The organism is Vibrio celticus, from assembly GCF_024347335.1.
In the GTDB taxonomy this organism is placed as follows: Bacteria; Pseudomonadota; Gammaproteobacteria; order Enterobacterales; family Vibrionaceae; genus Vibrio; species Vibrio celticus.
Window position 1 is genome coordinate 1,264,396 of the sequence record NZ_AP025463.1, and the last position, 25,026, is coordinate 1,289,421.

Here is a 25,026-nt window from a genome sequence, read left to right on the forward strand (position 1 = left end):
AGAATTAGAAGGATAAAATTATGACTAATATGACACGTCGTGGATTTATGAAAGGCACAGGTATTACAGCTGGTGCGTTGGCATTCACATCTTTGACGCCGATGAGCGCAATTGCTTCGGACAAACGTGGTTCTGGTGTTCTAACATCAGGTCGTATGGGACCAATGCTGTGTGAAGTAAAAGATGGCAAGTTAGTGTCGACGACGAATGCACTGGCACAAACGGTTCCAAATAGCCTGCAGACCACAGGCCCTGATCAAGTACACACCAAAGCGCGTGTTAAGTACCCTATGGTTCGTAAAGGCTACTTGGCTAACCCATCTGCACCTGAAGGTGTACGTGGTAGTGATGAATTTGTTCGTATCTCTTGGGATGAAGTGTACAAATTGATTCACCAACAACACTCACGTATTCGTCAAGAGCACGGTGCGGAATCTGTATTCGCAGGCTCTTATGGCTGGCGTTCAAGTGGTGTTCTGCACAAAGCGCAAACGCTTCTACAACGTTACATGAGCATGGCTGGTGGTTACTCTGGTCACTTAGGTGATTACTCAACAGGTGCTGCGCAAGTTATCATGCCGCACGTTGTGGGTTCGATTGAGGTGTATGAACAGCAGACGACTTACCCAGTTATCCTGGAGCACAGTGATGTGGTGGTACTTTGGGGCCTAAACCCAATTAACACCTTGAAGATCGCTTGGAGCTCAACCGACTGTGCAGGTCTTGAGTTCTTCCACCAGTTGAAGAAGTCGGGCAAGACAGTGATTGCGATTGACCCAATGCGCTCTGAGACTATCGAGTTCTTTGGTGACAACGCAGAGTGGATTGCTCCTCACCCAATGACTGACGTAGCCATGATGATGGGTATCGCACACACGTTAGTGAAACAGGGCAAGCACGATAAAGAATTCTTGGGTAAATACACAACAGGTTACGACGTATTCGAAGCTTACTTGATGGGTAAGGAAGACGGCGTAGAAAAATCTGCTGAGTGGGCGTCTGAGATCTGTGGTGTGCCAGTGAAGCAGCTTGAGCTACTTGCGGATATCTTCAGTAAGAACCGTACTATGCTGATGTCTGGCTGGGGTATGCAGCGTCAACAATACGGTGAACAACGTCACTGGATGTTGGTTACACTAGCGACAATGCTAGGTCAAGTTGGCTTGCCTGGTGGTGGTTTCGGTCTTTCTTACCACTACTCAAACGGTGGTAACCCTGCTCGTGATGCAGGCGTACTTCCTGCGATTTCAGCGTCACTTGGCGGTGGTTCTTCGGCGGGTAACGATTGGGCTGTTTCAGGATCTGTGAACGCATTCCCTGTAGCGCGTATTGTTGAAGCGCTAGAAAACCCGGGTTCAAGCTACCATCACAATGGTCACAACCTAACGTTCCCAGAGATCAAAATGATCTGGTGGGCAGGCGGTGCGAACTTTACTCACCACCAAGATACCAACCGCTTGATCAAAGCTTGGCAAAAGCCTGAGCTGATTGTTATCTCAGAACCTTACTGGACAGCAGCAGCTAAGCACGCGGATATTGTTCTGCCAATTACTACATCGTTTGAACGTAATGATATGACGATGACGGGTGACTACAGTAACCAACACTTAGTGCCAATGAAGAAAGTGGTTGAGCCACAAGGTGAAGCTCGTAACGATTTCGATGTATTTGCAGACATGTCTGAGTTACTTGCTCCGGGTGGTCGTGATGTGTACACCGAAGGCAAGACCGAGATGGAATGGCTGTATGGTTTCTACAAAACCGCACAGCAAGGTGGTCGTGGTCAGCGTATCGTAATGCCTAACTTCAGCAAGTTCTGGGAAGATAATCAGTTGATCGAGATGAAGTGGAACGAGAAGAACGCACAGTTTGTTCGTTACGCTGATTTTCGTGAGAACCCAATCATGAACCCACTAGGTACACCAAGTGGCAAGTTCGAGATATTCTCAAGAACCATTGAAGGTTACCAACTAGATGATTGCCCAGCACACCCAACTTGGTTAGAACCAACAGAGTACACAGGCAACGCTAAAGATGGCGAACTGCAACTGATGACAGCGCACGCCGCGCACCGTCTGCATAGCCAGTTCAACTACGCGAAGATCCGCGAAGAGTATGCGATTGCAGACCGTGAGCCGATTTCAATTCACCCTGAAGATGCGAAAGCTCGAGGCATTAAAACGGGTGACTTGGTTCGTGCACATAATGGTCGTGGACAAGTATTGGTGGGTGCATTAGTGACGGACGGCATCAAACAAGGCTCTGTATGTATCCATGAAGGCGGTTGGCCAGATTTAGATAAAAACACTGGTCTATGTAAAAACGGTGGCTGTAACGTGCTTACGTTGGATATCCCGACTTCTCGTTTGGCGAATGGCTGTGCTGCAAACTCTGCGCTTGTGAAGATTGAAAAATACACAGGTCCAGTATTAGAGCTCACGGCATTTGATCCACCTAAAAACGGCTAATCTTTAACAAGAAATAGCTAACTGAATGAAGCCAGCCTAATCGCTGGCTTTTTTTGATCCTTTTCTTGCGATGAAGACTATTACTCAATGTCGGCTAGACAATCCATAATAATCAATGACATCTAAGCGAGAAATAAGCTCATGAATCGAATCAATCCAAAGAAACTACTTCGCAGTAAATGGACGGCCGTTAGCCCTGTAAAGAAAGAAAAACACTTTATGGTCACAGAGGTCGAGTTTGAAGAAGGAGAGGTTATTCGTTGTTTGATAGAAGCGGTGATGACCAAACGAGAGGAAGACATCAACTGGCGGGATCTCACCGACAAGGATCATTGGCTTCCCGGTTGGAAATAAGGATAGGAAGCAGGGAGCTGTCGGTCACCTCTACTTATTTCTAATTACCCGCTGCTGCACGCCCTTGCCAGTATTTAAGGCCTTCTAACACACCCTCAGCATGTGTTGCTCTACTCGTGTATACGTTGTCTCTATCCGATAGGTGAGCAACCTCTGGGTAATGGTTAGCGACCAGTATAGAGTTTACGCCCTCAATGGTGAGCATTGAGGTGTCGTTAGCTGAATCACCTGCGACGCATACTTCCGCAACGCTCAAATCGTGTTGTTCGAGTAGGTGGTGAATCGCAGTCGCCTTGTTAACGCCTTTTGGTGTGATGTCTAAGTACCAATCATGAGAGTAAGTCAGGTGAACATCTAAACCGTGCATCTCCAAACGAGATTCAATCAGTTCGTGTTGAGGCTCTGAAAGTTTTCCTTCAAAGGTGATCTTGTAATCGCCTTGATGGTTTTCTATACGCTCACCCATAAAATCAAGGGGGGCGAGAGCCGTCTCTACCCTTGATTTGTTCCAAGAAGCTTCCAGTTGGTTATGCCAAACATGGTCTGGTTCTTGGGAATGAACATGATGAATTTTGGTGCCCACATCGCTAATAATACTGTGTGGCTTCGGGTAGTTATCCGATTCTAAACCCATTCGAATCGAAGGTAATGTTCTTCCTGTCGCGATGATAAAGCGAATATCAGGTTGTTCTGTGAGGTAATCAAATAGCTGGTTAACACCGTGAGATGAGCCTCCATCAAGCGTACCGTCAAAGTCACACACCAACATTTTTATCATTCGAATTCCTTGTCTTTTTCTCTATTTCGTCACGGGAAAATGCTTATTTCTTTTATAAAGAATGGCTCAGCAATGAGCACTCTACAAGTTGAAGTTCAGCTTAGATAATCACCAATTGACAGTTTGCAACAAGTATCACAGTTGGTGTGACGTATTAAAATTCTTGGTTGAAAAGGTTGATTTCAACTCGCTGACTTTAGCCGGTTGACCTTTGGTTTTTAGCTAGAGATTGAGAGTTGATCTTATCTTTTCTACCGAGCGAACTTTCGCCTTTGAAACATCATGAAAGCTTAATAAATAGTTCGTATTCGAATTATTTGTGCACGAACGAATTATGGCTTTTGTTGGTTCATTCAGCCTATTAATTACTCTAATGTAAAATTAATATTCAATAATCTACGACTACGTAATACATAATATTGGCCGTACGCTTGTCTAATTTATACCTTTTATTATCAGTGGCTTGCTTTGTTTTTGCTTATTTTTTGGTCTTGTTGTTACTAGTCTGAATTCGGTCTGCTGACTTGTTTTACCGAACGAAGAACCTTGATTTACACGTGTCAATTACTTAGAGTGCTAATTGTTTTTCGGGTTTAAATAACCATTTTTAAGTTTAAATAACTGAGAAAGGATTAGATTACATGGATCCCATACTGGAAGTTAAGGGACTGTACAAGGTGTTTGGTGAAGACACCGATCGTGCTTTTACAATGATTAATGAAGGCGCGAACAAAGATAAAGTTTTCGAAGAAACAGGGCTAACGATCGGCGTTAACGATGTTTCTCTTAGTATTCAAGAAGGCGAGATTTTCGTCATAATGGGACTGTCAGGATCTGGCAAATCAACCCTAGTACGCCTTCTTAACCGCTTGATCGAACCTACCAAAGGCAATGTGCTTCTTCGAGGCAAAGATATTGCCCACATCTCAGAAGATGAACTCCGCGAAGTCCGCCGCAACAACATCTCCATGGTTTTTCAAAATTTCGCTTTGATGCCGCATATGACGGTCATCGAGAATGCCGCGTTTGGTCTAGAGCTTGCGGGTGTTGAAGTTGAACAACGAAAGCAGTCAGCACTTGAAGCACTTGAACGTGTTGGCCTTGGCGCATATTCAGAATCTTACCCAGATGAACTATCTGGTGGTATGAAGCAGCGTGTTGGTTTGGCTCGTGCACTAGCATGTGACCCAGATATCTTGTTGATGGATGAAGCGTTCTCGGCGCTCGATCCCTTGATTCGTACTGAAATGCAAGATGAGCTTATTCGCCTTCAAAATGACGATAAACGAACCATTGTTTTTATCTCGCATGATTTGGATGAAGCGATGCGTATCGGTGACCGAATTGCGATTATGCAAAATGGCGAAGTGGTTCAAGTCGGTACTCCAGACGATATTCTTAATAACCCAGCGAACGATTATGTCGAAGCTTTCTTCCGCGGTGTGAACTTAGCAAGCGTACTTACTGTGAAAGACATTGCGCGTAAGAAGCCAGCTGCGGTATTTAAAAAATCAGAACACGATGGCCCAGCGTCAGCTCTACAAATTTTGATGGATAACGACCGCGAGTACGGCATCGTAGTTGAGAAGAGCAGCCGTTACTCCGGCATTGTCTCTATCGACTCGCTTCGTAAAGCTCACAAAGAGAACAAATCACTCGTCAGCGCGCAGCTCGATGATGGATTAACGCTGAACCCTGATTTACCAATCAATGATGTGCTTGGCCTAGTTGGTGGTGTTCCTTACTCAGTGCCTGTTGTGGATGAGCAAGGTAATTACTTTGGCGTGGTGACTAAGTCACGACTGTTACAAACATTGGATAAGGGGTAGATCATGTCGTCTGAACAAACAAATAATGACCCATGGTCTCAATCGGCTCCTGCAGCTCAACCTGCAAGTGATCCTTGGGGTCAAGCCACTGATACCTCACCATCAGCGGATTGGTTAAGTAGCGAAACCGTTGAAACGACACCTTTTGATCCACTGAACCCTTTTGCAGAGGCTGTGTTGCCTGTGGACACTTGGGTTGAGTCTGGACTGAATTGGTTAGTTGAGCACGGACGCCCATTATTCCAGGCAATCCGTGTGCCTATCGACTTTATTCTAAGTTCATTTGAAACGGCGTTGGTGTCTACACCAGCCCCCTTCATGTTGATCATCTTGTTTTTAGTCGCATGGCAGTTTTCAAACTTGAAGCTTGGTGTTGCTACCGCAGTATCCTTGACGTTCATTGGCTTGATTGGCGCTTGGTCTGAAGCCATGACTACGCTTTCGTTGGTGATGACATCGGTCTTCTTCTGTCTGTTGATTGGCTTACCCATGGGGATATGGCTCGCCCGCAGCAACACGGCGGCTAAATTCGTTCGTCCAATTCTGGATGCCATGCAAACCACGCCTGCCTTTGTTTATTTAGTACCGATCGTCATGTTGTTTGGTATCGGTAACGTGCCGGGTGTTGTTGTAACCATCATATTCGCACTGCCGCCAGTGGTACGTTTAACCATCTTAGGTATTCAGCAAGTACCGGAAGAGTTGATCGAAGCCGGTCACTCATTTGGCGCAAGCAAAAAGCAGATGCTTTATCGAATTCAATTGCCATTAGCACTGCCAACCATCATGGCGGGCGTAAACCAAACACTGATGCTGTCACTGTCGATGGTGGTTATCGCGTCAATGATTGCGGTAGGTGGTCTCGGTCAAATGGTACTGAGAGGTATTGGCCGCTTGGATATGGGACTGGCCGCTGTTGGTGGTTTAGGCATCGTTATCTTAGCCATCTTATTAGACCGCATCACCCAAGTACTGGGTGTCAACGCTGGTAATACAAAATTACGCTGGTATCGCATGGGACCTGTTTCCCTTGTACTGAATGTACTTAATCGCGGTAACAAATCAGAACTTCAATTAAGGAAAAATACCAATGAATAATTCATGGAAGAGTAAACTCGCAGTGAGCATCGTTTCTACATTAGCTGTATCGACTAACGTGTGGGCAGCAAGCCTACCGGGAGAGGGCGTATCTGTTCAGCCTGTTCAATCGTCTGTAGCGGAAGAGACGTTCCAAACATTGATCGTTAACCGTGCTCTAGAAGAACTGGGTTATGACGTGAAATCAACTCAAGAAGTGGATTACAACGTAGGTTACACCTCGATTGCAAAGGGTGACGCAACGTTCCTAACGGTAGGTTGGTTCCCGCTTCATGCTGACAAATACACAATGGCTGGTGGTGATGAGAAATTCTACCGTGAAGGCCAATATGTAAGCGGCGCTGCTCAGGGTTACCTAATTGATAAGAAAACGGCTGAAAAGTACAACATCACTAACATTGGTCAATTAACTGATCCAAAAATCGCGAAGCTGTTTGATGCGGACGGCGATGGCAAAGCAGACCTAACAGGCTGTAACCCAGGTTGGGGTTGTGAGATGGTGATTGAACATCAACTTTCAGCGTTCAAACTCGACGATACGGTGACTCACAACCAAGGTAACTACGCTGCAATCATTGCAGATACAATTTCTCGTTACCAAAAAGGTGAATCAATCCTTTACTACACGTGGACACCTTACTGGGTAAGTGGCGTATTGGTGCCTAACGAAGATGTAGTTTGGTTAGAGGTTCCTTTCTCAGCACTTCCTGGCGAGCGTTCGAACGTGGATACGACGTTATCTAACGGTAAAAACTACGGCTTCGAAATGAACTCAATGCGCATTATTGCGAATAAAGAGTTTGCTAAGAACAACCCATCAGCAGCGAAGCTTTTCGAAATCATCAAACTTAACATCAATGATGTAAGTGCTCAGAACATGATGATGAGTAAAGGTAAGAACAGCTCTGCGGATATCGAAGCGCACGTAAATGGTTGGATCAAAGCGAACCAGAGCACGTTCGATGGTTGGATTACAGAAGCGAAAAAAGCAGCACTGTAACGTTGACTTGTATTTGCTCTGTCTTACCAGGTATTTTGATTTGAAATGATGAGCGTGTTGAGTGATTGTGTAGAGTCACTCAATCACCTTCAAATCAAGTGAAAAGGCGACAAGAGTGAACATTAAAAAGCCAGCAGTCCATTTGGATTGTTGGCTTTTTGTTTTCTGTTTCTATTTTGAGTTTTGAGCCTTTAATTACAGCTCTAGCGTTCGCCTTGAACTTCGAAGTCGTCGCTGACTAAGCGAGCGCAGCCATCGGCTTCAAGTGCCCAGTGTTCACGATGTACAACACCAAACGCTTTGTTCATTGTCCAGCTAGCGGTAAGAATGTAACCGCCTTCTGGGTGCTCTTCCCATTGAACGTCTGTGTAATCAACGTCTTTGAAGCCTTGGTCGATGATGTTTTGCCAAAATGCTTGAATCGCTTCACGACCTTCAAAAGTACCAAATGGACGCGCTTCCATTACACAGCTTTCAGTATATTGATCGGCACAACCTTTTGCGTCTTGGCTGTTGAATGCTTTCTGCCACGCGTTAATGCCTTGCTTACATGCTTCTAAAATTTGGTTGTCTAACATTGTCTTTCTCCATAACAGTATTGTGTCGAGCACTGTCTTTTTGATTTGGTATCTCGATAAGTTGAATTGAGTTTAGTCTTGGAAATTGATTTGAAAAACAGAGATAATAGAAAATACTGTTTGTAAAAAGAGAACAATAAGATGAGTAAGCTAAAGCAGATGTCGATTTTCGCTCATATCGTAGAGCAGGGTTCAGTCTCGGCTGCGGCTGAAAAGCTAGAGTTGTCTAAATCTGTCGTCAGTCAACATCTCAAAATTCTAGAACAAGAGTTAGGCGCATCTCTCCTTAAACGCACAACACGAAGACAAACTCTGACAAGCATGGGTGAGCGCTTTTATCTGAGTTGCAAAGACATCAATGTGATCGCTGAATCGGCTTGGGACATGGCAAAAGCTGAGCTAGAAGAGCCACAAGGCCGGATTCGTATTACTGCTCCGAATGCGTTGATGGATTTGTTGGTTGCGCCTGTTATTGCTGATCTCATGAAGCAATATCCAAAGCTAAAGCCAGAACTGATAAGCGACGATCAGCATTTAGACTTCATGGAGCACGATATTGATCTTGCGGTACGAGTGGGCAGTTCTCGTGACAGTAACCTCAAACAGAAACGCTTGGGTGAATTTAAAGATGTATTGTGTGGCGTTGAAAGCATGCGCTCTCGTGAGCTTGATTCTATCCCTTATATTGCTAACTCGTGGCAGGGGAAACAGATCTCTCATTACTTTACCTCTCACACTGAAACAGACTTCGTTTACCAACAACAAGCAAACTGCACCACCAACTCTTTTCACAGCTGTCTTGCCTTGATCAAATCTGGCGTTGGTATCGGTGTGATTCCAGATTTCTACCTCTCTCAGTTATCCAATGAAGTTGTCGACATGAAGCCCAACTTCCAACTACCGACCAACACGGTTTATGCGCTAAATCCATTCGCTTCAAATACGCCTATCGCCATCAAGCTGTGTATCCATGCGTTGGAAGAGAAGCTCGAATATGGCTTTGCTTAAACGCAGATAACACTATTTAGTAATGATAGGATGTATTTTCGTTAGATCTTTTGAGTATGAGGTTCTAGCCTGTACTTTGTTTCCATAATATGCGTAGGCATCTACGCTATTGTTTGTTCAACTATGCAGGTTCTGGTCGTGACATATTAAAGATAAAGGCGATAAATTTGTCGACCAGAAGTGGGTTGAATTGCCCTTTTAATCTCTCATCAAACAGAATGCGAAGTGCTTTTTTTGCTGGCATTCCTGTGCGATAGGCCCTTGTTGAGGTGATTGTATCCCATGTATCTACAAGCGCAAGAACCTGTCCAATCAATGGAGTCTCAGAGCCTTTTAGTCGTAACGGGTATCCATTTCCATCCCATCGTTCATGATGTAAAGCACCCAAAATAGACGCAAGTTCTAACTCCGGCACCTCCCAAGTCATAGAGTAAGATTCTTCAACATGCTTATTCATAACTTGGCGCTCAACAGGTGTTAATTTGCCATTTTTATGAAGCACTGCATCCGGTGTTGCCAGTTTTCCTAAATCGTGAACAAGAGCAGAATCGAAAATCAATTCCAACTGTTCACGACCAAATTTTAGGTAGTGCCCAAATGAATATGACAGTAAACAAACTCGCAATGTGTGCTCATAGGTTTCCATAGAATGATGGCGCATAGGCTGTAATAACCTGAGTGCATCCAGTGAATGTTTGTGCTGCAGAGCCAATGTGTACACGCGGTCGATTTTGGTTTGGTTCATAACGTTTGCCGTACCAATGTAAATGAGTCGGGCAGTATGGAGATGATGAATGGAGGAGTTAACTTAATGTGATTGAATGTTTATTAAACAGTCTTTCTCAAATTTCATAACAATGTTTAGAAATATTTAGAAGTTTGAAAGGTAATGAATTTTGAATTAATAGTTTTAAATTTCAATGACTTAATTTTTAATAATGAATCATAGCAATTTAATGGAGTAGAAGTGAGGCAAGGTTCACAATTCCTCCCAACTTCATTAATAAGAGTGCTTTTAATGTATCTATTCAGCAATGATTTGTTGAAACGGAATTCGACACTAAATGTGTTTACTTCAGTCAGTTTAGCGGTATTGCTAGCTGGCTGTGGTGGTGAGTCAAACTCCGACGGAGAGCAAGATATTGTTGTATCGCCAGTAGAATCAGCCTCTATTAGTGCGCAAGATATTCAAGATAACTCACTAGTAGATCAAAGCTTCACTATTGACCTTACAGAGCATGTTCACACATCGAATAACCAAGATTTTGTTGTAACAAATGCTCGCGCTTTGTCTGATGACACTTGCCAAGTTCAGGGTATTAGTGAAGGGAGCTTTAATGTCTATTCATCTGACGTTAATGACTGTTTGTTTGAGTATGAAGTAGCGACTAAAACCGGCACTTCAACGGCAACCTCGTATGCTCGTGTTGCGATGGGGCAGAGCTATGCATCGACAACGCTTCCTCGTATTACAGCATCAACCATCGAATCACAGGTGATTATTGTTGATCTAGAAAGGGAGCTAGGTTCATCGTTACCCGGTGATGACTTTGTTTTGCAAGATAGTGTTATTAGCCTTGGTTCAGGTACAGCTCGTGTCTCTGGCGATCATCAAATTGAATTTACGCCAACAGCCAAAGGTCAAACTGAGGTCTATTACAGCTACCAAAGCGGTGAGTCGATTCAACAAGGGTCGCTGTCAATTGCGACGTCAGAAGATACCTATAATACAGCGCCTGATGTAGCAGATTTTGCTCACGATGCTCTCGCGCAAGTGGGTGAGAGTGTAGTCGTGGATGTAAAAGAGCATATATCAGACGTAGACCTAGATGAAGTACAACTCGTTGGTGTACAGGACTTCAACTCGACAACAGCACTTTACGATCCTGCCAATGTGACCAACACGAAGTTTGAGTTTTCGTCTACCCAACCAGGGGCGCACGATGTGGCATACACAGTAAGCGATCACATGGGCGGCTACACAACGGGTGTGGCGCGTATAGAAGTCGAACCGGATTTCTCTTTGATTCAGGATTGGGAAGATATTGTCACTCATGACCCTGTGATCAGCTCAGACATTCGCTTTTTCGCACCAATGACCAAAGTATACGCCGATTACATCAATGCTTCTTACACAGGCACATATATCGAAAACGGCACGCAAGGTTTGAAAGACTCAGAAGTCGTCACTCAAACACTTAGCCAAGCTCGTCAGTACTGCAAAGTGAGAGGTGGTCGTTTGCCTCTACAGCGTGCGCTTGAAACGCTCGTTACTAACGAAACCAGCGCATTCACCAACCATAATTGGCCAACAAGTAAGAAGTATTGGACAGCGGAAAATGTCAGCGAAACAAACGCTGCCACTGTTCACTTAAATGACGGGACTATCGGGAATCAGTCAAAGATCGTGGGTATGTACACAACGTGTGTTGATCTGAGTAATCCGAGTGTTAGTGATTTTTCTGCCGACGTTTCAGTGAAAGAGCGAGTATTGAACCGATATGAGTATGAAGTTCAAATTCGTGACCCTGATGGCAATGACGCCACACTTCGATTTCGATAAGTCAGTACTCAAGCAAGAAGATCTAACTCAGTTAGATGACTTCACAACGAAGTTGAGCGACCTGCAAGGCAGCATAATGGTGGCAGGGCACACCGACCAATCGGGTTCACTTTCTTACAATGAAAAGCTGGCAGAGCGCCGCGCAGAAACGGTGGTTTAATACCTCAAAACCAAACTCGACCCTAAGCAGTTCATCTGGGAAGTGAAGTCATTTGGTAAGTTGCAGCCCGCGATTAATGAACGCTCTGAAAAAGCCGATGCATTAAACCGCCGCGCGTTCATTGTGTTCAAAGAATCTGATATTACCGCCGAACAGCAAGCTCTTGCTGGCAGTGAACAAGAAGCGGTGAGCAGCGAGAGCGATTAGACATCAACAAAGAATAACGAATAGTTACCTCTATAATAAAACGCCGAAAAGCCCCATATGTTGGGGCTTTTTGTTGCTTGCTCTACGGATTAAGTTGGGTCGAAGAGCTATTCAGATGGCAAATTCTGTTTCAATTCCAGAAGCATTCGATAAACACTTTCTCCAGACATCTCATATGGATTGAATTGGTTGGATGTCGAAAACTGTAAGTTCACCAATTCGGTTAGGCTTGATTGAGGGATATCACCCATAGACCAATCTCCAAATTGGCGACAGTCTATTTCCCTGAAATACAAGATCATCACATCTTTGTGGCGTTTATCATTCAGGATGTGATTGTAAGTTTGATTAACTGCACTTCTAGAACCTTCAATACATTGAAGAAAATACTTATCGTTGTGGCTAAGAAGGCCTGTTAAGTGGCTCTGCTTATTACGGTCATGTGAAATCTGAAGAATGTCGTTCAAAGCCTGAGAGTCGCAACTTTCACAGAGTGTACTGACATAAATTAACCGAGTTAGGAACATAGGCATCATTTCGAATTTTTGTACAAAGGGTATTAATAAATATAAGCCAAGTTCATGGAATTGCGAGTCATTGATTTAATTATCACTCGGTGGCTTTTGGAAGAGAAGAGGATGGGATGACGTAGAAAAGAACTGGTCGCAAGATACGCTAAAATGACTCGAATGTTGGTTATTCAATCATTTTAGCGGCCTGCTAGTGATCTCGTTAGTTGTTTAGAATTGAAATCGATTCAACGTTTGAAGACGCATCAAAACGAACATTGACCAACACACTCTCTCGTTCGAAAGTCACATCATCAAAGTCAGTAGCCGCGATCTTGAATCCATTTCTTGCGAATAAACTCGTCACTGTTGTTCGTTGTTTCTGTTCCATAGCGCATGTCAGTAGTTCGTTCATCGTGATCTCCATTAGGTAACCGTGTGCATAATGTAAGCGTACAGACTCTACATTATGAGATCAATTGCTTAATCGATAAGCTATGTTGATATGTTCAATTGAGTGATTAGGATATTTGAACGTCAAATGGATAAGAGTCGAGAAAGTTATGCAACTTATGATAAGTAGAGCGTTATGTGACCACTGTTCAGCATTCCTTGAACACGAAAGTGGTCGTAAAAATCGCGTTGAAATAAGTGGTTACAAAGCAGGAGGAATTATGCCCGCCGTTTGGTATGTTTGGTCGGTTATTGGAAATATTATCGGCCTATATCTCACTTAACTAAAGTACATCGATTTACGACGAGTAGACTCCTCAATAAGCCTTCTTTTTATTTGAATTTTATATGCTAAGTGGAGTTGTTATAACTGTTATTAATTGCATAGGCTTGATTTTAATATTGGTTTGATTTATAAAATAAGCATTCGTTCATTAACTTCATGATTATATTAGTTTTTACTAACCTTTAAATAACATGGAGAAAGGCGATGAATAAGAACCAAACACGCAACAGGTTAGCGAATTTAGTGCGACTTCGTAGGTCATACAAAGCATCAGACTTTCTGGTGAGTTCTGATGAACTCCGAGTTAAAAAAGATGTGTATAGATTACGTAAAATCAAACAGTTAGAAATTCGTCAATTGGGTCTTAAAGAAAACGCAATCAATATCGTTTCGTTGGCTTTAGTCCTCACGGCGGCGACTTGGGCATTTGTTCCTCAGTTCGGTTTACCAATGCTTGCACTGACCTTTATTTTGGCGTTTGTTACATGGCGACGATATGAGTTGCGTGCAGAGTTTAAAGGGGCCGATGAAACTGGCGACCATTGGGTTTCCGTGGCGCGCGGTTGTACTCGAGAAGAGTTCAAAGTATTGAAAAACGTTGAATTGGCTTTACGCGATCAGCTGTCTTAGTGGCTAGATCTGTTAAGGTCTTATAAGCGTTAAGCTCCCATAATCAACAAGGCTCGTCATTGTATGGCGAGCTTTTTATTTTCTGAAAAACACAGATAGTGCAGGTTACTTTGAGAGGCCAATGCTTATATGTGTAATGGGGATTGATATGAATCTTAAGTCACGGCATTTGTGATGCTCTTTGTGGTTTTGAATATAGGGAGAGGGTGGAAATGAATACACGAGTCAGTGAGAGTTCTTTTAAAAGGCTCATCCAGTTAGTTGGTTGTGTTTTGATTATAGTGTTGAGCAATAGTCGACTCTCCAATGCTCAAAGCATCGAGTTTCCTACTTGTGCGAAGAGTGAGGTTTTGAATACAGAGATCCATCTTTATGTTGATGAATCTGTATTAGCCGAATATTCCAAAGCATTTGTGGCCTCTAAAATAGCGACATGGGAAAGCTATTCGAATCTGGTGTTGAAAAACTCCTGCATTCCTATGACGCGAAAAGTCACCAAGGTGATTTATACGTCTGAAATTGACAGCCTTTGGTTTCAAGATTTGGGGGCAGCAGAGAGGTTATTAAAATTATCGATGGAAGAACCGATTCCAGAAGCAACAGAAGACGGCGTCCCCATTTTTACTGGGATAGTATTTTCTAATTATAATTTTAGCTTTGAGTCTGATTATTGTGGTATGTCATCTTCGGTATCCTACTTTTTTTCTTTAGCGATAAACTGCCCTGATTACTTAATGGAGCATGAAATTGGCCATTTAAGTGGTGCTAATCATGACTATAAAACGTTATTGAAAGACTTTGATAGTATCGAAAGTTACATTTCTGGAACGTATCCAAGAGCTCCTCAATATTCCTTCGGCGCAATTTGTGCTGATAGAGGCACAGTGATGTCTTATGAGCGAGATGTTATACCTGCTTATTCCAGCCCGGACATCAAAGTGGATGGCATAAAATGCGGAGATAGCAAACACCACAATAATGCAAGAGTGCTTAGAGAGTTCGCACAAGCTTATTTAACCCCATGATTGCCTCGCTGCTAGATTGGTAGTCATCCGATTTAGTTACTTTATTATTAATGGTTATTATGAGATTACTAGCTGTTGTGGTCGAGATTAATCCCTCTAGAAGTTAGACCAAGAACCATACCTAAGCACCAAACCAAGGAGAGAAGATGCAAGTAACTATTAGGCCCGCCATGCCAAGCGAATTGGCCGCCATTTATGCATTGGTTATCTCAAACGATGAGTGGACGAAGTTTAACGGCCCTTATTTTCCATACTCACCGCCATCACTAGAAGAGTTTGAAAGCCGTTCGTTTCAACGGTTACTCAATGGATCCGACTTACAGTTGGTGGTTGTAGACGATGTGCCTGTAGGAACCGTCAGTTGTTATTGGGAGTGTGAAGAGACACGTTGGCTTGAAGCCGGAGTAGTCATTTATAACTCCGACTATTGGGGGCAGGGTATTGCTGCGTTAGCTCTTCCTCTTTGGGTATCCTGTCTATTCAAAAACAAGCAGATAGAGCGTGTCGGTTTAACCACTTGGTCGGGTAATCCGCGGATGATGTCACTAGCCCTCAAATTAGGCTTCCAGCAAGAAGCTAGGCTAAGAAAAGTGCGTTATTACCAAGGCGAGTATTATGACTCGATTAAGTATGGTCTATTGCGTTCTGAGTGGCTGGAAAGCAAATAGCCATAATTTGAGTTAGCTTGTTGTTTTATTGAACTTTATAAGGCGTGGAGTTCAAAGTGGTCACTTGTGATCTTTAAATCTAAGACGGGCGTATTTCTTCCAGTTTATAAAGGAAGAGTATGCATGATGCTATCTAAAGAGAATGAATCAAGAATTATCGAAATGGCGTGGGAAGACCGAACGCCATTTGAGGCAATAGAGCACCAATTTGGTTTAAATGAATCACAAGTGATTCGTTTTATGCGTAGCCATCTCAAGCTTGGCAGTTTTAAGCTGTGGCGCTCACGTGTTTCTGGGCGCTCGACCAAGCATGTAAAACTGCGCAGTTCGGACGTCTCGAGAGGTTATTGTCCGACTCAGTACAAGCATCGTTAAAAGAGGGGATGCCCAGCCAGTATCCCAAATCAACACACAGATATGGGAAATGAAAGGAATGAAACAATTTTGCGCTCTACTTTTGGTGCTGCTTAGCTTCGGCATCAGTCATGTTCAAGCGAATGATACGCGACTTAAGCAAGCTTACGTAAATCACCAAAGCGACGTTCAGGTGCGCGGATCGGGTACGGTGTATCGAGTACTTCCTGATGATAATAAAGGCTCTCGACATCAGAAATTCATTTTGCGACTCGATAGCGGACAAACCTTGTTAGTCGCACATAATATTGACTTAGCGCCTCGTGTTCAGGGACTGGCAAAGGGCGATCGAGTTGAATTTTATGGTGAATATGAATGGAACAAGAAAGGTGGCGTAATGCACTGGACGCACAAAGATCCTCGTAATCATCACACTCATGGTTGGTTGAAGCATAACGGGAAAGTATACGAGTAAACACCTCCGAGGCTTTTCCCTTCATGGCTATAAAATAAAAAGGAATTTTGATGTTTAAGCTGGAAACTGACAGGTTGATTCTTCGAGATATGAGTCTTGAAGACGAGTGTGCCTTTGTTGCGATCTCTCAAGACGCAAAGTATCAACGTTTCTATGATGAAAGTGATTGCGAACCTAACAAATATCGAGAGCTAACTCAGTTGTTTGTTGCGCAGGCTTTGGAAGTACCTCGCCAGTCCTATCAGCTAGCGGTTGAAAGCAAAGACTCGGGGAAGTTTATTGGAACCGTTTGTTTGCGCCTTGAGGGCGATAAACAAGCTTCGATGGGCTGTGCTTTCTCAAGGGAAATTCAGGGACAAGGGCTTTCTATAGAAGCTTCTAAAGCCCTCGCTGATTTTGGTTTCTCAGAGTTAGGCATACACCGTATTTACGCGGAAACCATAAGCAAGAACTTGGCTGCGATTAAATTGTGTAAGTCACTAGGAATGAAACAAGAAGCGTGTTTTAAAGATCATCGATTCTTCAAAGGTCAATGGTGGGATACAGTTGTGTTGGCGGTTGTTCGATCTGATTGGAAAAAGGCTTAGTGATGGAAAGTGGCATACAGAAGCTAGATAAAGGGCTCGATCGAGAAGGGTTCATTCAAAATCTTTATTCGCCAAAGAACATTGCGCCTGAATTTCAAGACGTGGTGTCAGCAGTCGTTGATTCGCTGCTAAGAGAACTTCCAGGTCAAGTTGATGGTATCTACTTGTATGGAAGCGTACCTAGAGGAACGGTCATTGTTGGTGGCTCTGATTTGGATGTTTCTATCGTACTCGCCACGCCTGTTGGTCAGAGAGAAAAGGAAGTCTTTAACCTACTTTCCGACACCATACCCCAAACCTATCCTCAAGTGACTAAGCTTGATATTGATCCAGGGTATCTCTCAGAGGTTCTGCAGCCCAACGAAGAATTCCATTGGCAGTTTTGGCTCAAGCATTGTTGCTGTTGTATTTGGGGGAATGATTTATCTATAAAGTTTCCACGATATAAGCCCAGTAATGAAATAGCCCAAGGTCTTAATGGCGACTTGTCTACTTTTCTTAAGCAAATGCCCCCGAGTTTCAAAACAATGACTGATGCGGATGTCGTTAAGGTAATTGGCAAAAAGTTAGTTCGAGCGGCGTATTACTTTGTGGCTGAGAAAGACGGCAGTTGGTACACCAGTCTGAGCCAGTGCGCTGCAGTAGCCAAGCGCTATTACTCTAATCAAAGCGACGATATTGAGCTAGCTCATCAATACGCTCTCGGAAATTTGATATCTAAAACAGAAGCTTTTGAATTGTATGAAAGGCTGAGCAAAAAGCTTGTTGTAAATTGAACATTAACACAAGCTAGAACAACAAACTTAACTACCTTTGTAACGGTTTTAGGAAAATTAGATGGATGTCCACGAGTGTGTCTCTTTTATCTTGCTGAACGAATCACAAGTATTGCTAGAAAAGCGTAGTAAGTCTAGGGAGACCGATCCCGGTTTAATCACTATACCTGGCGGTCATATTGAACACGGTGAAAACCAGGTTCAGACACTCTTTCGTGAGATCGACGAAGAGCTTAATGTTGTTCCGATTGATTACCAATACTTGTGTTCGCTTTACCATCCTACGAAGGAACTTCAGTTGATTCATTATTTTATTGTGAGTGACTGGGAAGGAGATATCACCGCTCAAGAGGCTGATGATGTTAAGTGGTATTCACTAGGTTCAGCTCCTGTTGGTATAGCAGCCGATCGTATTGCTTTGAAAGAAGTAGAGCGCGTGGGTAGGTATCTTTAGTTTGGATTCGATAACATGTTTACGACGTTTTTGAGAGCTCAAAAACGGTGAAACCCCGATGTTGGTAGCATCGGGGTTTCGAATTTCTAGATTTCTCGACTGGTAAGATCGATTATCTTTTCTATGCAGAAGGTTGGATTAATCCAATCTTATTCCTTGGTAGGGAATTAGATACGGATGAAGTCCATGTGCTCAACTTTTGGCTTGAACGCGTGACGTTGAACGTCTTGTGGCTTAACCTTAACTTCTGCGCCGTCAATCAGTAGAGTGATTGCTTCGTAGAATTCAGGCTTATCCATTTGGTTGATCACTTCAGCGTGAACAAGTTCGATAGCTACAGCTTCAGCTTCGCCACCGTAGATTACAGCTGGGAATTTACCAGCGTGACGTAGGCGGCGGCTCGCACCTTTACCTAGTTCAGTACGTACTACTGCTTCAAATTTCATAGTTTTACTCTCAAATTAGTAAAAATTAACTTCACACCTCAATGCGACCTTGAGTGTGTGGTAATGCTTAAACATAAAAGTTCATGCTTAAGCGAGCGCGGATACTAACATCACATTCCAATATGAGCAAGTCAGAAGCCCATCTCAAAGTGAATTTCCTTCGATAATGGGTTCGTTTGGAGATAAAACGTTCGCTAACGCTTGTTTAGAGCATTTCCCCCCCTTTTACATCGCAATCCTTATCTATTTATATCATCGCTAAATCATCAAGTTAATGAACGGAAAATGAATGTTTGCCTAAGACTTGGTTAAGGCTTAGTTCGTTAATCTTAGTGTTAATTAAACAGCAGAATGAATAGGTGAAAATATGGAACCGGTAAGCATTGTCGTAATTACGCTAAACGAAGAGAAACGCATTAACCGCTTAATGGAAGAGTTGAGCGTGCAAACCCACCAAGAGTTTGAAGTGATTGTTGTCGACTCGAGCAGTGAAGACAACACAAGAGAAGTGGCGCAAGCTTATGAAAACGCGCTGCCAAAATTAACGGTGCATCACATGGAAAACCGTGGTGTGAGCCTTGGCCGAAACACAGGTGCGTCATTGGCGCAATACAACAGAATCCTTTTCTTAGATGCTGACGTGAGCTTGCCTCGAAACTTCCTTGCGAAAGCGCTTTATGAACTAGAAGAGAAGAAGCTTGAAGTGGCGGGTGTGTACATGAGCTCGAAAGGTTTGCCGCTTGTACACAAGTTTGGTTACGGCCTATTTAACGCAGGCTTGTTTACTACTCAGTTCTTTTTCCCGACGGCGATTGGCGCATGTATTTTCTCGACTAAACGGGCGCATGATGAGATCGGCGGTTTCGACGAAGAGATTGTACTGTGTGAAGACTGTGACTACGTAAAACGTGCGAGCAAAACATGGCGATTTAGATTCTTGAATATGACATTTGGCTTTGACCCACGTCGTTTAGACCAAGATGGCGTTGTGAAGACAGGCTCTACTTATCTTAAAGCCAATGTAAGACGCTTCTTTAAAGGCGAAATGCGTAACAACGAGATGAACTACAAGTTTGGTCACTACAAAGAACAGTAAGCATTGAGGTTGTTATGTTTGATGGAATAGGGCTGTTTCTGGGAGCATTGGGTGATGCTCTCATTGGCCCAAACCTATTTGTACCGGGAGAGCCCTTCTTTATCGCAGCGGGCTTTCAACTGTATTCAGGTGCATGGATGGCGTTGGTTTTGGTAATGCTAGGTGGTTTGCTTGGCGACCAACTCAGTTATTTCATTGGTTATAAATACGGCGCTAAGGCGCAACGAAGGCTTATTAAGTTTCGCCCTAAAACCAAGAGACTAATTGCGCGCTGCCGCTATCTGGTTGCTCGCAAAGGCACATACATCATTCTTTTTGCTCGCTTATTGGGGCCTATCGCTTGGGTTGTGCCATTTATAGCGGGTTCGCACCGTGTACCGCAGGGCGGGATCGCACTTTGTTAACTAATGTGATCTAATAGTGGCAAATCCTCAGATACACAGCAATTTTGAACCTTATTGAATACTTATCTGTCGTCGAAGACACTCGCTCGGACATCAATCAGAAACACAACCTCATCGATGTCATGTTTCTAGTGATTAGCGCTATCGCATCGGGATGTGAAGGTTGGCAAGACATTGAATTTTATGGAGAAGAAAAGCTCGATTGGTTAAGGAAATATAGACCTTTCGAACATGGTATCCCTCGTAGACACACAATAGCTCGCATCTTGCGTTCCGTTGTTGCTGAGTCACTGCTCGAAGCTTTAGCCCTTTGGATAAACGAGCAGCGAACTAGCCATAACAAGCCCATTATCGCATTTGACGGTAAGGTGTTGCGGGCTCCTATCGTAACGACAGAAAACTGCGTTGCAGTTGGTCACCGCTTACGATACCGAGCGTGGTCTAGTTCTGAGCCAGAAGCCGACTGAGAACAAGAATGGTGAGATAAACATTGTACGCCAAATGCTTGATGTTATTAATGTAAAGGGTAGCGTTGTCACGGTTGACGCCTTACATTGCCAGCGTGAAACACTAGAGAAAATCAAAGACAAACAGGCACATGTCGTCGTCCAGGTTAAGAATAATCAGCCCAAGCTTCGAGCGGCTGTTGTGGAGCAGTTCCAAACAGTTTTTGATGCTGGCAAAGAGAAAATAGTCACCGAAATCAAAGAGAAAAAACATGGTCGCAGTGAAGAGCGATACGTGTTTCAGCTCAAGGCTAAATTGCCCGATGACTTAGCTAAGAAGTGGCCAACGGTAAGAAGCATCATAGCAGTGGAGCGCCATCGAGTGATCAACGGTAAAGGCACTGTAGATACGTCCTACTACATTAGTTCTTTGTCGCCGAACAACAAACTCCTGGGTCATTATATTCGCCAGCATTGGCGGATCGAGAACAGTCAGCATTACGTGTTAGATGTTGTTTTTAAAGAGGATAGTTCACGCATCACTTTAGATGGTGCAGTGGAAAACATAGCGTTGTTCAGGCGCTTTGTGATGAATATGCTCAAGCAATGTGACTGTGGTGCGCCAAGCCAAAAAGTGAAATTGAAAAAAGCGGCATGGAACGACGATTATCGGGCTAGAGTATTCTTTGGGTTATAAATCCATCAAAGTATGCTCCCGCCCTGCCGTGTACCGTGGCGCAATTTCAGTGTGTTGGCGTTTATCGGCTTGGCCCTTGGTGGAGGGCAGTTCATTGCTTGGGGGATGTTATTGGCGCACGGCGTTGAAAACTTTCCGTGGCTTAATAGCCTTAAGATATTTATCTCGGAGCATAATAGCTTGATCGTCGGTGTGTTCGCGGTATTGGTTTTCACTATTATTGGTTATCGAATGAAGTGGCGACGCTTGGTTCTTAAGTCGAGTGCGCTGTTGTTAGCGTGGGTATTGTTTGCGAACTACGCCCACTTTTTTTGGAAAGCGGATGACTTTCAGAATCAACAAGAGACGGCTCAAATAAACAAAGTAGACTGGAACTCGGTTACCTATAAAGCATTCCCAGGGAAATCGTCATTCTATTCAGCACAAGCGATCAACGTAATTTATGTTGGAGCAACCCCAAGAGACTTAATGAAGCAACTAGGCTGGATAGAGAATCAAACCTTCTCTCGAAATGAGATTGAATGGGCTGGTTATCTCGCATTGCTCAGAGACAAAACGCCGCCAGTGTCTGATTTATATTGGCGAGACAAGCCGCAAGATATGGCTTTTCAATTGCCGGGTAATTTGATGAAGCGCAGCCATATTCGCTGGTGGCGCGCAGGTGTTGATATTAAAACTAACCAGCCTCAGTGGTTAGGTGCAATTAGCTATGATGATGGCCTTAAAGTCACTCCTTATTCTGGCATTGTGACCGTACTTCATAACATTGACCCTAATGTTGATGAAGAGCGAGATAGGCTCGCTAATCAGATTCGAACGTTACTGCCCGATATTGAGTTAGATAAGTATCCATTGGCAACTGTGGAAGTGATCGATGAAGATCATGATTATTATACTGATGGTAGAATTTTAATGATTGGAGTAACGACCCTGAGTGATAATCCCCAAGCTTGGGATGTCGCTGTGAACGATATATAGAGTTGTATATAAGGTCGATAGAATTAAGCCCTAGCATTACGTTAGGGCTTATTGGTTTCACTTTTACTTAGCTTGTTCAGCCTTTACTTACTTTAAGCACCAAAGAAGCTTTTAAGCCGCCCATTGAGCTCTTGCTGAGCGTTAGGCTGCCTCGGTAGCTGTGTGCCATTTCATTCACGATATTAAGCCCTAAGCCTGTTCCTGGCGTGGTTTCATCAAGTCGGACGCCACGTTTGGTCACTTGCTCAAGCTTCTCTTCAGGAATGCCTTGGCCATCATCTTCAATCACCAACTCTATGTTGCCATCGTCGAGTTCATTTGCATGGACGCGAATAATGCTGCCAGCCCACTTGTAACTGTTCTCGAGTAGGTTGCCGACCATTTCATCAAGATCGGTTTTTTCTACCGCCACTTCAATCTCAGAGTTTAGCTCGTTAATTATGGTGACTTCGTTGGCTGCGTAGACTTTATCAAACGCCATTGAGATAGCTTCAACACGCTCACAAGGTGAAGACTTCACCGAAAGAATGTTCATTGCACCTGCCATACGAGCGCGGCCAAGGTGATAATCAATTTGGCTTTGAATCTGATGAATGGGCTGTTGCAGCAGTGCTTTGTCATCCTCTGGAAGTCGCTCTATCTCATTTTTTAGAACTGAAAGCGGTGTTTTCAACGCATGAGATAAGTTACCCGCGTGGTTACGAGCTCGCTCTAATAGCTCTTGATAGTGGAAGAGCAGGGCATTGAGGTCAGAGACTAATGGAGAAACCTCTTTCGGGTAGTTATCGCTTAAGCCTTGTTGCTCGCCGTTTCTTAGCATCACCAGTTCGCGTTGCATCTTGCTGAGTGGTAATAGCGACCAACTGACTTGAATACCGATCAACATCAGCACGCCAACAAACAGCAACATTAGGATCAACCAGACTTGACCAGTAAGCTCTGTCAGTGTGGATTCTAATGGATCTTCATCGATACCAATGGTGATCGTGACAGGGTCGCTCAGTTCAGGCAGGTAGATATCTTGCTCGATGTAAATCAGCTTTTCTTTCTCAGGCCCTTTGACTGATGTGTGAATTGGCGAACGCTTGATTGTGAGGTCTTTATCCCATAGCGAGCGAGATCGAATGATTTGCTCTTGGGTAGCGGCGCGCCAATAAATACCACTGTAGGGTTGGTTGAACCTAGGATCAGACAGACGCTCTGCCATGATCAGGTTACCACTGTCATTGGTTTCGATATTGGCGGTTAACTCATCCATGGTTAAGCCAAGCTGCTGCTTCATGTCATCGACGAGGTAGTCGTTAACCAGCTTCGGGATCCCGACACCAGCCGCTAATATCATCGCACCTAGCCAAAAAGCCGCAGCAAGGAGCAAGCGGCTTTTTAAACTGATGTTTTTAAGTGTTCGTTTCTTTAGATTCATGCATTTCCAGCCTGCCTTTGCTCATCGTGACTTATCGTATTGCGATGATCAGAACAGGCTGTCCACTTAATTGATGGTTGCTCTTGGCGTGATTAACGACTGAGCTATTCAGCATTCAGTTGGTAGCCAAGGCCACGAACGGTTTTGATGATCTTTGGTGCGATTTTCTTACGAATACGACCGATGAACACTTCAACCGTGTTTGAGTCTCGGTCGAAGTCTTGCTTGTAGATATGTTCAACCAACTCAGTGCGCGAGATAACTTTGTTTTGGTTATGCATGAAGTACGCGACAACTTTATATTCCAGCGCCGTGAGGCTAACTGCTTGACCTTGCCACAACACTTTAGAACTGCGTGTGTCTAGGCTTAGGTCTCCAATTTGAAGTATAGGAGCAGCACTGCCTGACGCTCGGCGTAGTTGAGCACGAATGCGGGCTATCAGCTCGACCATTTCGAATGGTTTAGTTAGGTAGTCATCAGCACCTGCATTCAAGCCTTCTACACGTTGGGTAAGCGTGTCACGAGCACTTAAGATAATCACAGGTGTGTTGATATTTTCGTCTCGAATGCCTTTTAATACCGTTAGGCCGTCAAGCTTAGGTAAACCTAAATCGAGGACAATCGCGTCCCATTCTTCTGACGTTGCACGGTAGAGTGCGTCGATACCATCTTGAGAAAGCTCTGGAACCCAGTCGGCTCCCTCAAGTGTTTCAATAATTTGTTGGCCCAAACGAGGCTCATCTTCAACGACTAAAATTTTCATAATTGTTCTTCTTAATTCTTGTAATGACTGTTCGTCGTGCTTAACTATTCGTTGTGCTTAGCTCTTCGTCGTACGTAACTAGTCGCCGTGTTTAATTGCGTCTTTAAAGTTGCGGCCTTTGATCATAAGCATTTCTAACGTTTCAGCGTTGTATTCGACTTTGATGATGTTGTTTTGGTAATTGATTTTTAGTTCATACACCCAAATGTCGTCATCTTCTTCTAGTTCTACTTTAATGATTCTGCCATGAAGATCGTTTTCAACCGCGGCATACATTTCTGAGAAAGGGCGAATGTAGCCTTCTCGTACGGCTTCATAGACTTCGTCTTGGTCTTCTTCAAATTCGATGCTGGTTCCTGCTTTATGAACGTCCTGCACTAATTCATGACCATTATGATGTGAGTCAGCCCATGCGCCAGCAGAAACAAATAAGCCTAAGCTTATAGAAAACAAAGAAATCATAGCTTTACTAAACATAGCGAATCCTAGAGAAGGTTGATAGCGTTCAGTAT

At 43.8% G+C, this 25,026-nt stretch carries 25 protein-coding genes and 4 pseudogenes; 20 read left to right on the forward strand and 9 right to left on the reverse strand.

Annotated features, from left to right (window positions below; all coding sequences use genetic code 11):
- Nucleotides 1-20: 20 nt before the first annotated feature.
- A complete protein-coding gene (locus OCV19_RS05960; protein ID WP_065675718.1) occupies nucleotides 21-2,468 on the forward strand; it encodes a molybdopterin guanine dinucleotide-containing S/N-oxide reductase in 2,448 nt (815 codons plus the stop codon).
- Nucleotides 2,469-2,609: 141 nt separating this feature from the next.
- Nucleotides 2,610-2,822, forward strand: coding sequence for a TIGR02450 family Trp-rich protein (locus OCV19_RS05965; RefSeq protein ID WP_017068050.1), 213 nt, complete (start codon nucleotides 2,610-2,612; stop codon nucleotides 2,820-2,822).
- A 40-nt stretch (nucleotides 2,823-2,862) separates the two neighbouring features.
- Here OCV19_RS05965 and OCV19_RS05970 read toward each other — a convergent pair whose 3' ends face one another.
- Nucleotides 2,863-3,600, reverse strand: coding sequence for an HAD-IIB family hydrolase (locus OCV19_RS05970; protein ID WP_065675717.1), 738 nt, complete (start codon nucleotides 3,598-3,600; stop codon nucleotides 2,863-2,865).
- A gap of 641 nt (nucleotides 3,601-4,241) precedes the next feature.
- Between OCV19_RS05970 and proV the strand changes: the two genes are divergently transcribed.
- Genes proV through proX form a run of 3 tightly spaced genes read left to right on the forward strand, consistent with a single transcriptional unit; the run spans nucleotide 4,242 to nucleotide 7,527 of the window.
- Nucleotides 4,242-5,429: a glycine betaine/L-proline ABC transporter ATP-binding protein ProV gene (proV, locus tag OCV19_RS05975; protein WP_065675716.1), complete on the forward strand. Its 1,188-nt coding sequence runs from the start codon at nucleotides 4,242-4,244 to the stop codon at nucleotides 5,427-5,429.
- Nucleotides 5,430-5,432: 3 nt separating this feature from the next.
- Nucleotides 5,433-6,527, forward strand: coding sequence for a glycine betaine/L-proline ABC transporter permease ProW (proW, locus tag OCV19_RS05980; protein WP_048617625.1), 1,095 nt, complete (start codon nucleotides 5,433-5,435; stop codon nucleotides 6,525-6,527).
- The gene (gene proX / locus OCV19_RS05985; RefSeq protein WP_017065372.1) at nucleotides 6,520-7,527 is read left to right on the forward strand and encodes a glycine betaine/L-proline ABC transporter substrate-binding protein ProX; all 1,008 of its coding nucleotides are present in this window, start codon (nucleotides 6,520-6,522) and stop codon (nucleotides 7,525-7,527) included. The genes proW and proX overlap by 8 nt, the downstream gene beginning before the upstream one ends.
- Before the next feature lie 203 nt (nucleotides 7,528-7,730).
- Here proX and OCV19_RS05990 read toward each other — a convergent pair whose 3' ends face one another.
- Entirely contained in the window at nucleotides 7,731-8,105 is a 375-nt protein-coding gene (locus OCV19_RS05990; protein WP_050652243.1) for a YybH family protein, read from the reverse strand.
- Nucleotides 8,106-8,246: 141 nt separating this feature from the next.
- On the opposite strand from OCV19_RS05990, the gene OCV19_RS05995 reads away from it, so the two are divergent.
- A complete protein-coding gene (locus OCV19_RS05995) occupies nucleotides 8,247-9,113 on the forward strand; it encodes a LysR family transcriptional regulator (protein ID WP_065675715.1) in 867 nt (288 codons plus the stop codon).
- A gap of 121 nt (nucleotides 9,114-9,234) precedes the next feature.
- Here OCV19_RS05995 and OCV19_RS06000 read toward each other — a convergent pair whose 3' ends face one another.
- Nucleotides 9,235-9,858 carry an HD-GYP domain-containing protein gene (locus OCV19_RS06000; protein ID WP_065675714.1) on the reverse strand — a complete coding sequence of 208 codons (624 nt, stop codon included), beginning with the start codon at nucleotides 9,856-9,858 and terminating at the stop codon, nucleotides 9,235-9,237.
- Nucleotides 9,859-10,131: 273 nt separating this feature from the next.
- Between OCV19_RS06000 and OCV19_RS06005 the strand changes: the two genes are divergently transcribed.
- Both OCV19_RS06005 and OCV19_RS06010 read left to right on the forward strand, forming a co-directional pair.
- Entirely contained in the window at nucleotides 10,132-11,676 is a 1,545-nt protein-coding gene (locus OCV19_RS06005; protein WP_065675713.1) for a hypothetical protein, read from the forward strand.
- Nucleotides 11,645-12,043 (forward strand): annotated as a pseudogene (locus tag OCV19_RS06010) (OmpA family protein); the annotation flags it as partial. The gene OCV19_RS06005 and the pseudogene OCV19_RS06010, both read left to right, overlap by 32 nt.
- A 107-nt stretch (nucleotides 12,044-12,150) precedes the next feature.
- On the opposite strand, the gene OCV19_RS06015 reads toward OCV19_RS06010, so the two are convergent.
- On the reverse strand, nucleotides 12,151-12,570 hold the full coding sequence (locus OCV19_RS06015; RefSeq protein WP_065675712.1) for a BLUF domain-containing protein: 420 nt from the start codon (nucleotides 12,568-12,570) through the stop codon (nucleotides 12,151-12,153).
- 205 nt (nucleotides 12,571-12,775) lie between these two features.
- Nucleotides 12,776-12,967 carry a hypothetical protein gene (locus OCV19_RS06020; RefSeq protein WP_004734640.1) on the reverse strand — a complete coding sequence of 64 codons (192 nt, stop codon included), beginning with the start codon at nucleotides 12,965-12,967 and terminating at the stop codon, nucleotides 12,776-12,778.
- 528 nt (nucleotides 12,968-13,495) lie between these two features.
- Between OCV19_RS06020 and OCV19_RS06025 the strand changes: the two genes are divergently transcribed.
- From OCV19_RS06025 to OCV19_RS06060, 8 genes are all read left to right on the forward strand, one after another.
- Nucleotides 13,496-13,921 (forward strand): hypothetical protein, encoded by a 426-nt coding sequence (locus OCV19_RS06025; protein WP_065675711.1) that lies wholly within the window; start codon nucleotides 13,496-13,498, stop codon nucleotides 13,919-13,921.
- 212 nt (nucleotides 13,922-14,133) lie between these two features.
- Entirely contained in the window at nucleotides 14,134-14,946 is an 813-nt protein-coding gene (locus OCV19_RS06030; protein ID WP_065675710.1) for a hypothetical protein, read from the forward strand.
- A gap of 146 nt (nucleotides 14,947-15,092) precedes the next feature.
- The gene (locus OCV19_RS06035) at nucleotides 15,093-15,614 is read left to right on the forward strand and encodes a GNAT family N-acetyltransferase (protein WP_017095877.1); all 522 of its coding nucleotides are present in this window, start codon (nucleotides 15,093-15,095) and stop codon (nucleotides 15,612-15,614) included.
- A 123-nt stretch (nucleotides 15,615-15,737) separates the two neighbouring features.
- Complete coding sequence (locus OCV19_RS06040; protein ID WP_017067224.1) at nucleotides 15,738-15,989, forward strand: TIGR03643 family protein; 252 nt, start codon at nucleotides 15,738-15,740, stop codon at nucleotides 15,987-15,989.
- Between the two features lie 58 nt (nucleotides 15,990-16,047).
- On the forward strand, nucleotides 16,048-16,443 hold the full coding sequence (locus OCV19_RS06045) for a DUF3465 domain-containing protein (RefSeq protein ID WP_061022577.1): 396 nt from the start codon (nucleotides 16,048-16,050) through the stop codon (nucleotides 16,441-16,443).
- A 50-nt stretch (nucleotides 16,444-16,493) separates the two neighbouring features.
- On the forward strand, nucleotides 16,494-17,030 hold the full coding sequence (locus OCV19_RS06050; protein WP_065675709.1) for a GNAT family N-acetyltransferase: 537 nt from the start codon (nucleotides 16,494-16,496) through the stop codon (nucleotides 17,028-17,030).
- 2 nt (nucleotides 17,031-17,032) lie between these two features.
- On the forward strand, nucleotides 17,033-17,806 hold the full coding sequence (locus OCV19_RS06055; RefSeq protein WP_370736617.1) for a nucleotidyltransferase domain-containing protein: 774 nt from the start codon (nucleotides 17,033-17,035) through the stop codon (nucleotides 17,804-17,806).
- A gap of 61 nt (nucleotides 17,807-17,867) precedes the next feature.
- Nucleotides 17,868-18,260: an NUDIX hydrolase gene (locus tag OCV19_RS06060; protein ID WP_065675708.1), complete on the forward strand. Its 393-nt coding sequence runs from the start codon at nucleotides 17,868-17,870 to the stop codon at nucleotides 18,258-18,260.
- A gap of 167 nt (nucleotides 18,261-18,427) precedes the next feature.
- Here OCV19_RS06060 and rplY read toward each other — a convergent pair whose 3' ends face one another.
- On the reverse strand, nucleotides 18,428-18,706 hold the full coding sequence (gene rplY / locus OCV19_RS06065; protein WP_048658383.1) for a 50S ribosomal protein L25: 279 nt from the start codon (nucleotides 18,704-18,706) through the stop codon (nucleotides 18,428-18,430).
- A gap of 367 nt (nucleotides 18,707-19,073) precedes the next feature.
- On the opposite strand from rplY, the gene OCV19_RS06070 reads away from it, so the two are divergent.
- The 4 genes and pseudogenes from OCV19_RS06070 to OCV19_RS06085 all read left to right on the forward strand — a co-directional run.
- The gene (locus OCV19_RS06070) at nucleotides 19,074-19,802 is read left to right on the forward strand and encodes a glycosyltransferase family 2 protein (protein WP_065675707.1); all 729 of its coding nucleotides are present in this window, start codon (nucleotides 19,074-19,076) and stop codon (nucleotides 19,800-19,802) included.
- 14 nt (nucleotides 19,803-19,816) lie between these two features.
- Nucleotides 19,817-20,182: pseudogene (locus OCV19_RS06075) on the forward strand (DedA family protein); the annotation flags it as partial.
- 68 nt (nucleotides 20,183-20,250) lie between these two features.
- Nucleotides 20,251-21,349 (forward strand): annotated as a pseudogene (locus OCV19_RS06080) (ISAs1 family transposase).
- A 27-nt stretch (nucleotides 21,350-21,376) separates the two neighbouring features.
- A pseudogene (locus OCV19_RS06085) lies at nucleotides 21,377-22,327 on the forward strand (LssY C-terminal domain-containing protein); the annotation flags it as partial.
- A 76-nt stretch (nucleotides 22,328-22,403) separates the two neighbouring features.
- Here the strand turns inward: OCV19_RS06085 and OCV19_RS06090 are convergent.
- From OCV19_RS06090 to OCV19_RS06100, 3 genes are all read right to left on the reverse strand, one after another.
- Nucleotides 22,404-23,750 carry an ATP-binding protein gene (locus OCV19_RS06090; protein WP_065677288.1) on the reverse strand — a complete coding sequence of 449 codons (1,347 nt, stop codon included), beginning with the start codon at nucleotides 23,748-23,750 and terminating at the stop codon, nucleotides 22,404-22,406.
- A 104-nt stretch (nucleotides 23,751-23,854) separates the two neighbouring features.
- A complete protein-coding gene (locus tag OCV19_RS06095) occupies nucleotides 23,855-24,514 on the reverse strand; it encodes a response regulator transcription factor (protein WP_017060377.1) in 660 nt (219 codons plus the stop codon).
- Between the two features lie 78 nt (nucleotides 24,515-24,592).
- Nucleotides 24,593-24,991 carry a PepSY domain-containing protein gene (locus OCV19_RS06100; protein ID WP_017066076.1) on the reverse strand — a complete coding sequence of 133 codons (399 nt, stop codon included), beginning with the start codon at nucleotides 24,989-24,991 and terminating at the stop codon, nucleotides 24,593-24,595.
- Nucleotides 24,992-25,026: the final 35 nt, after the last annotated feature.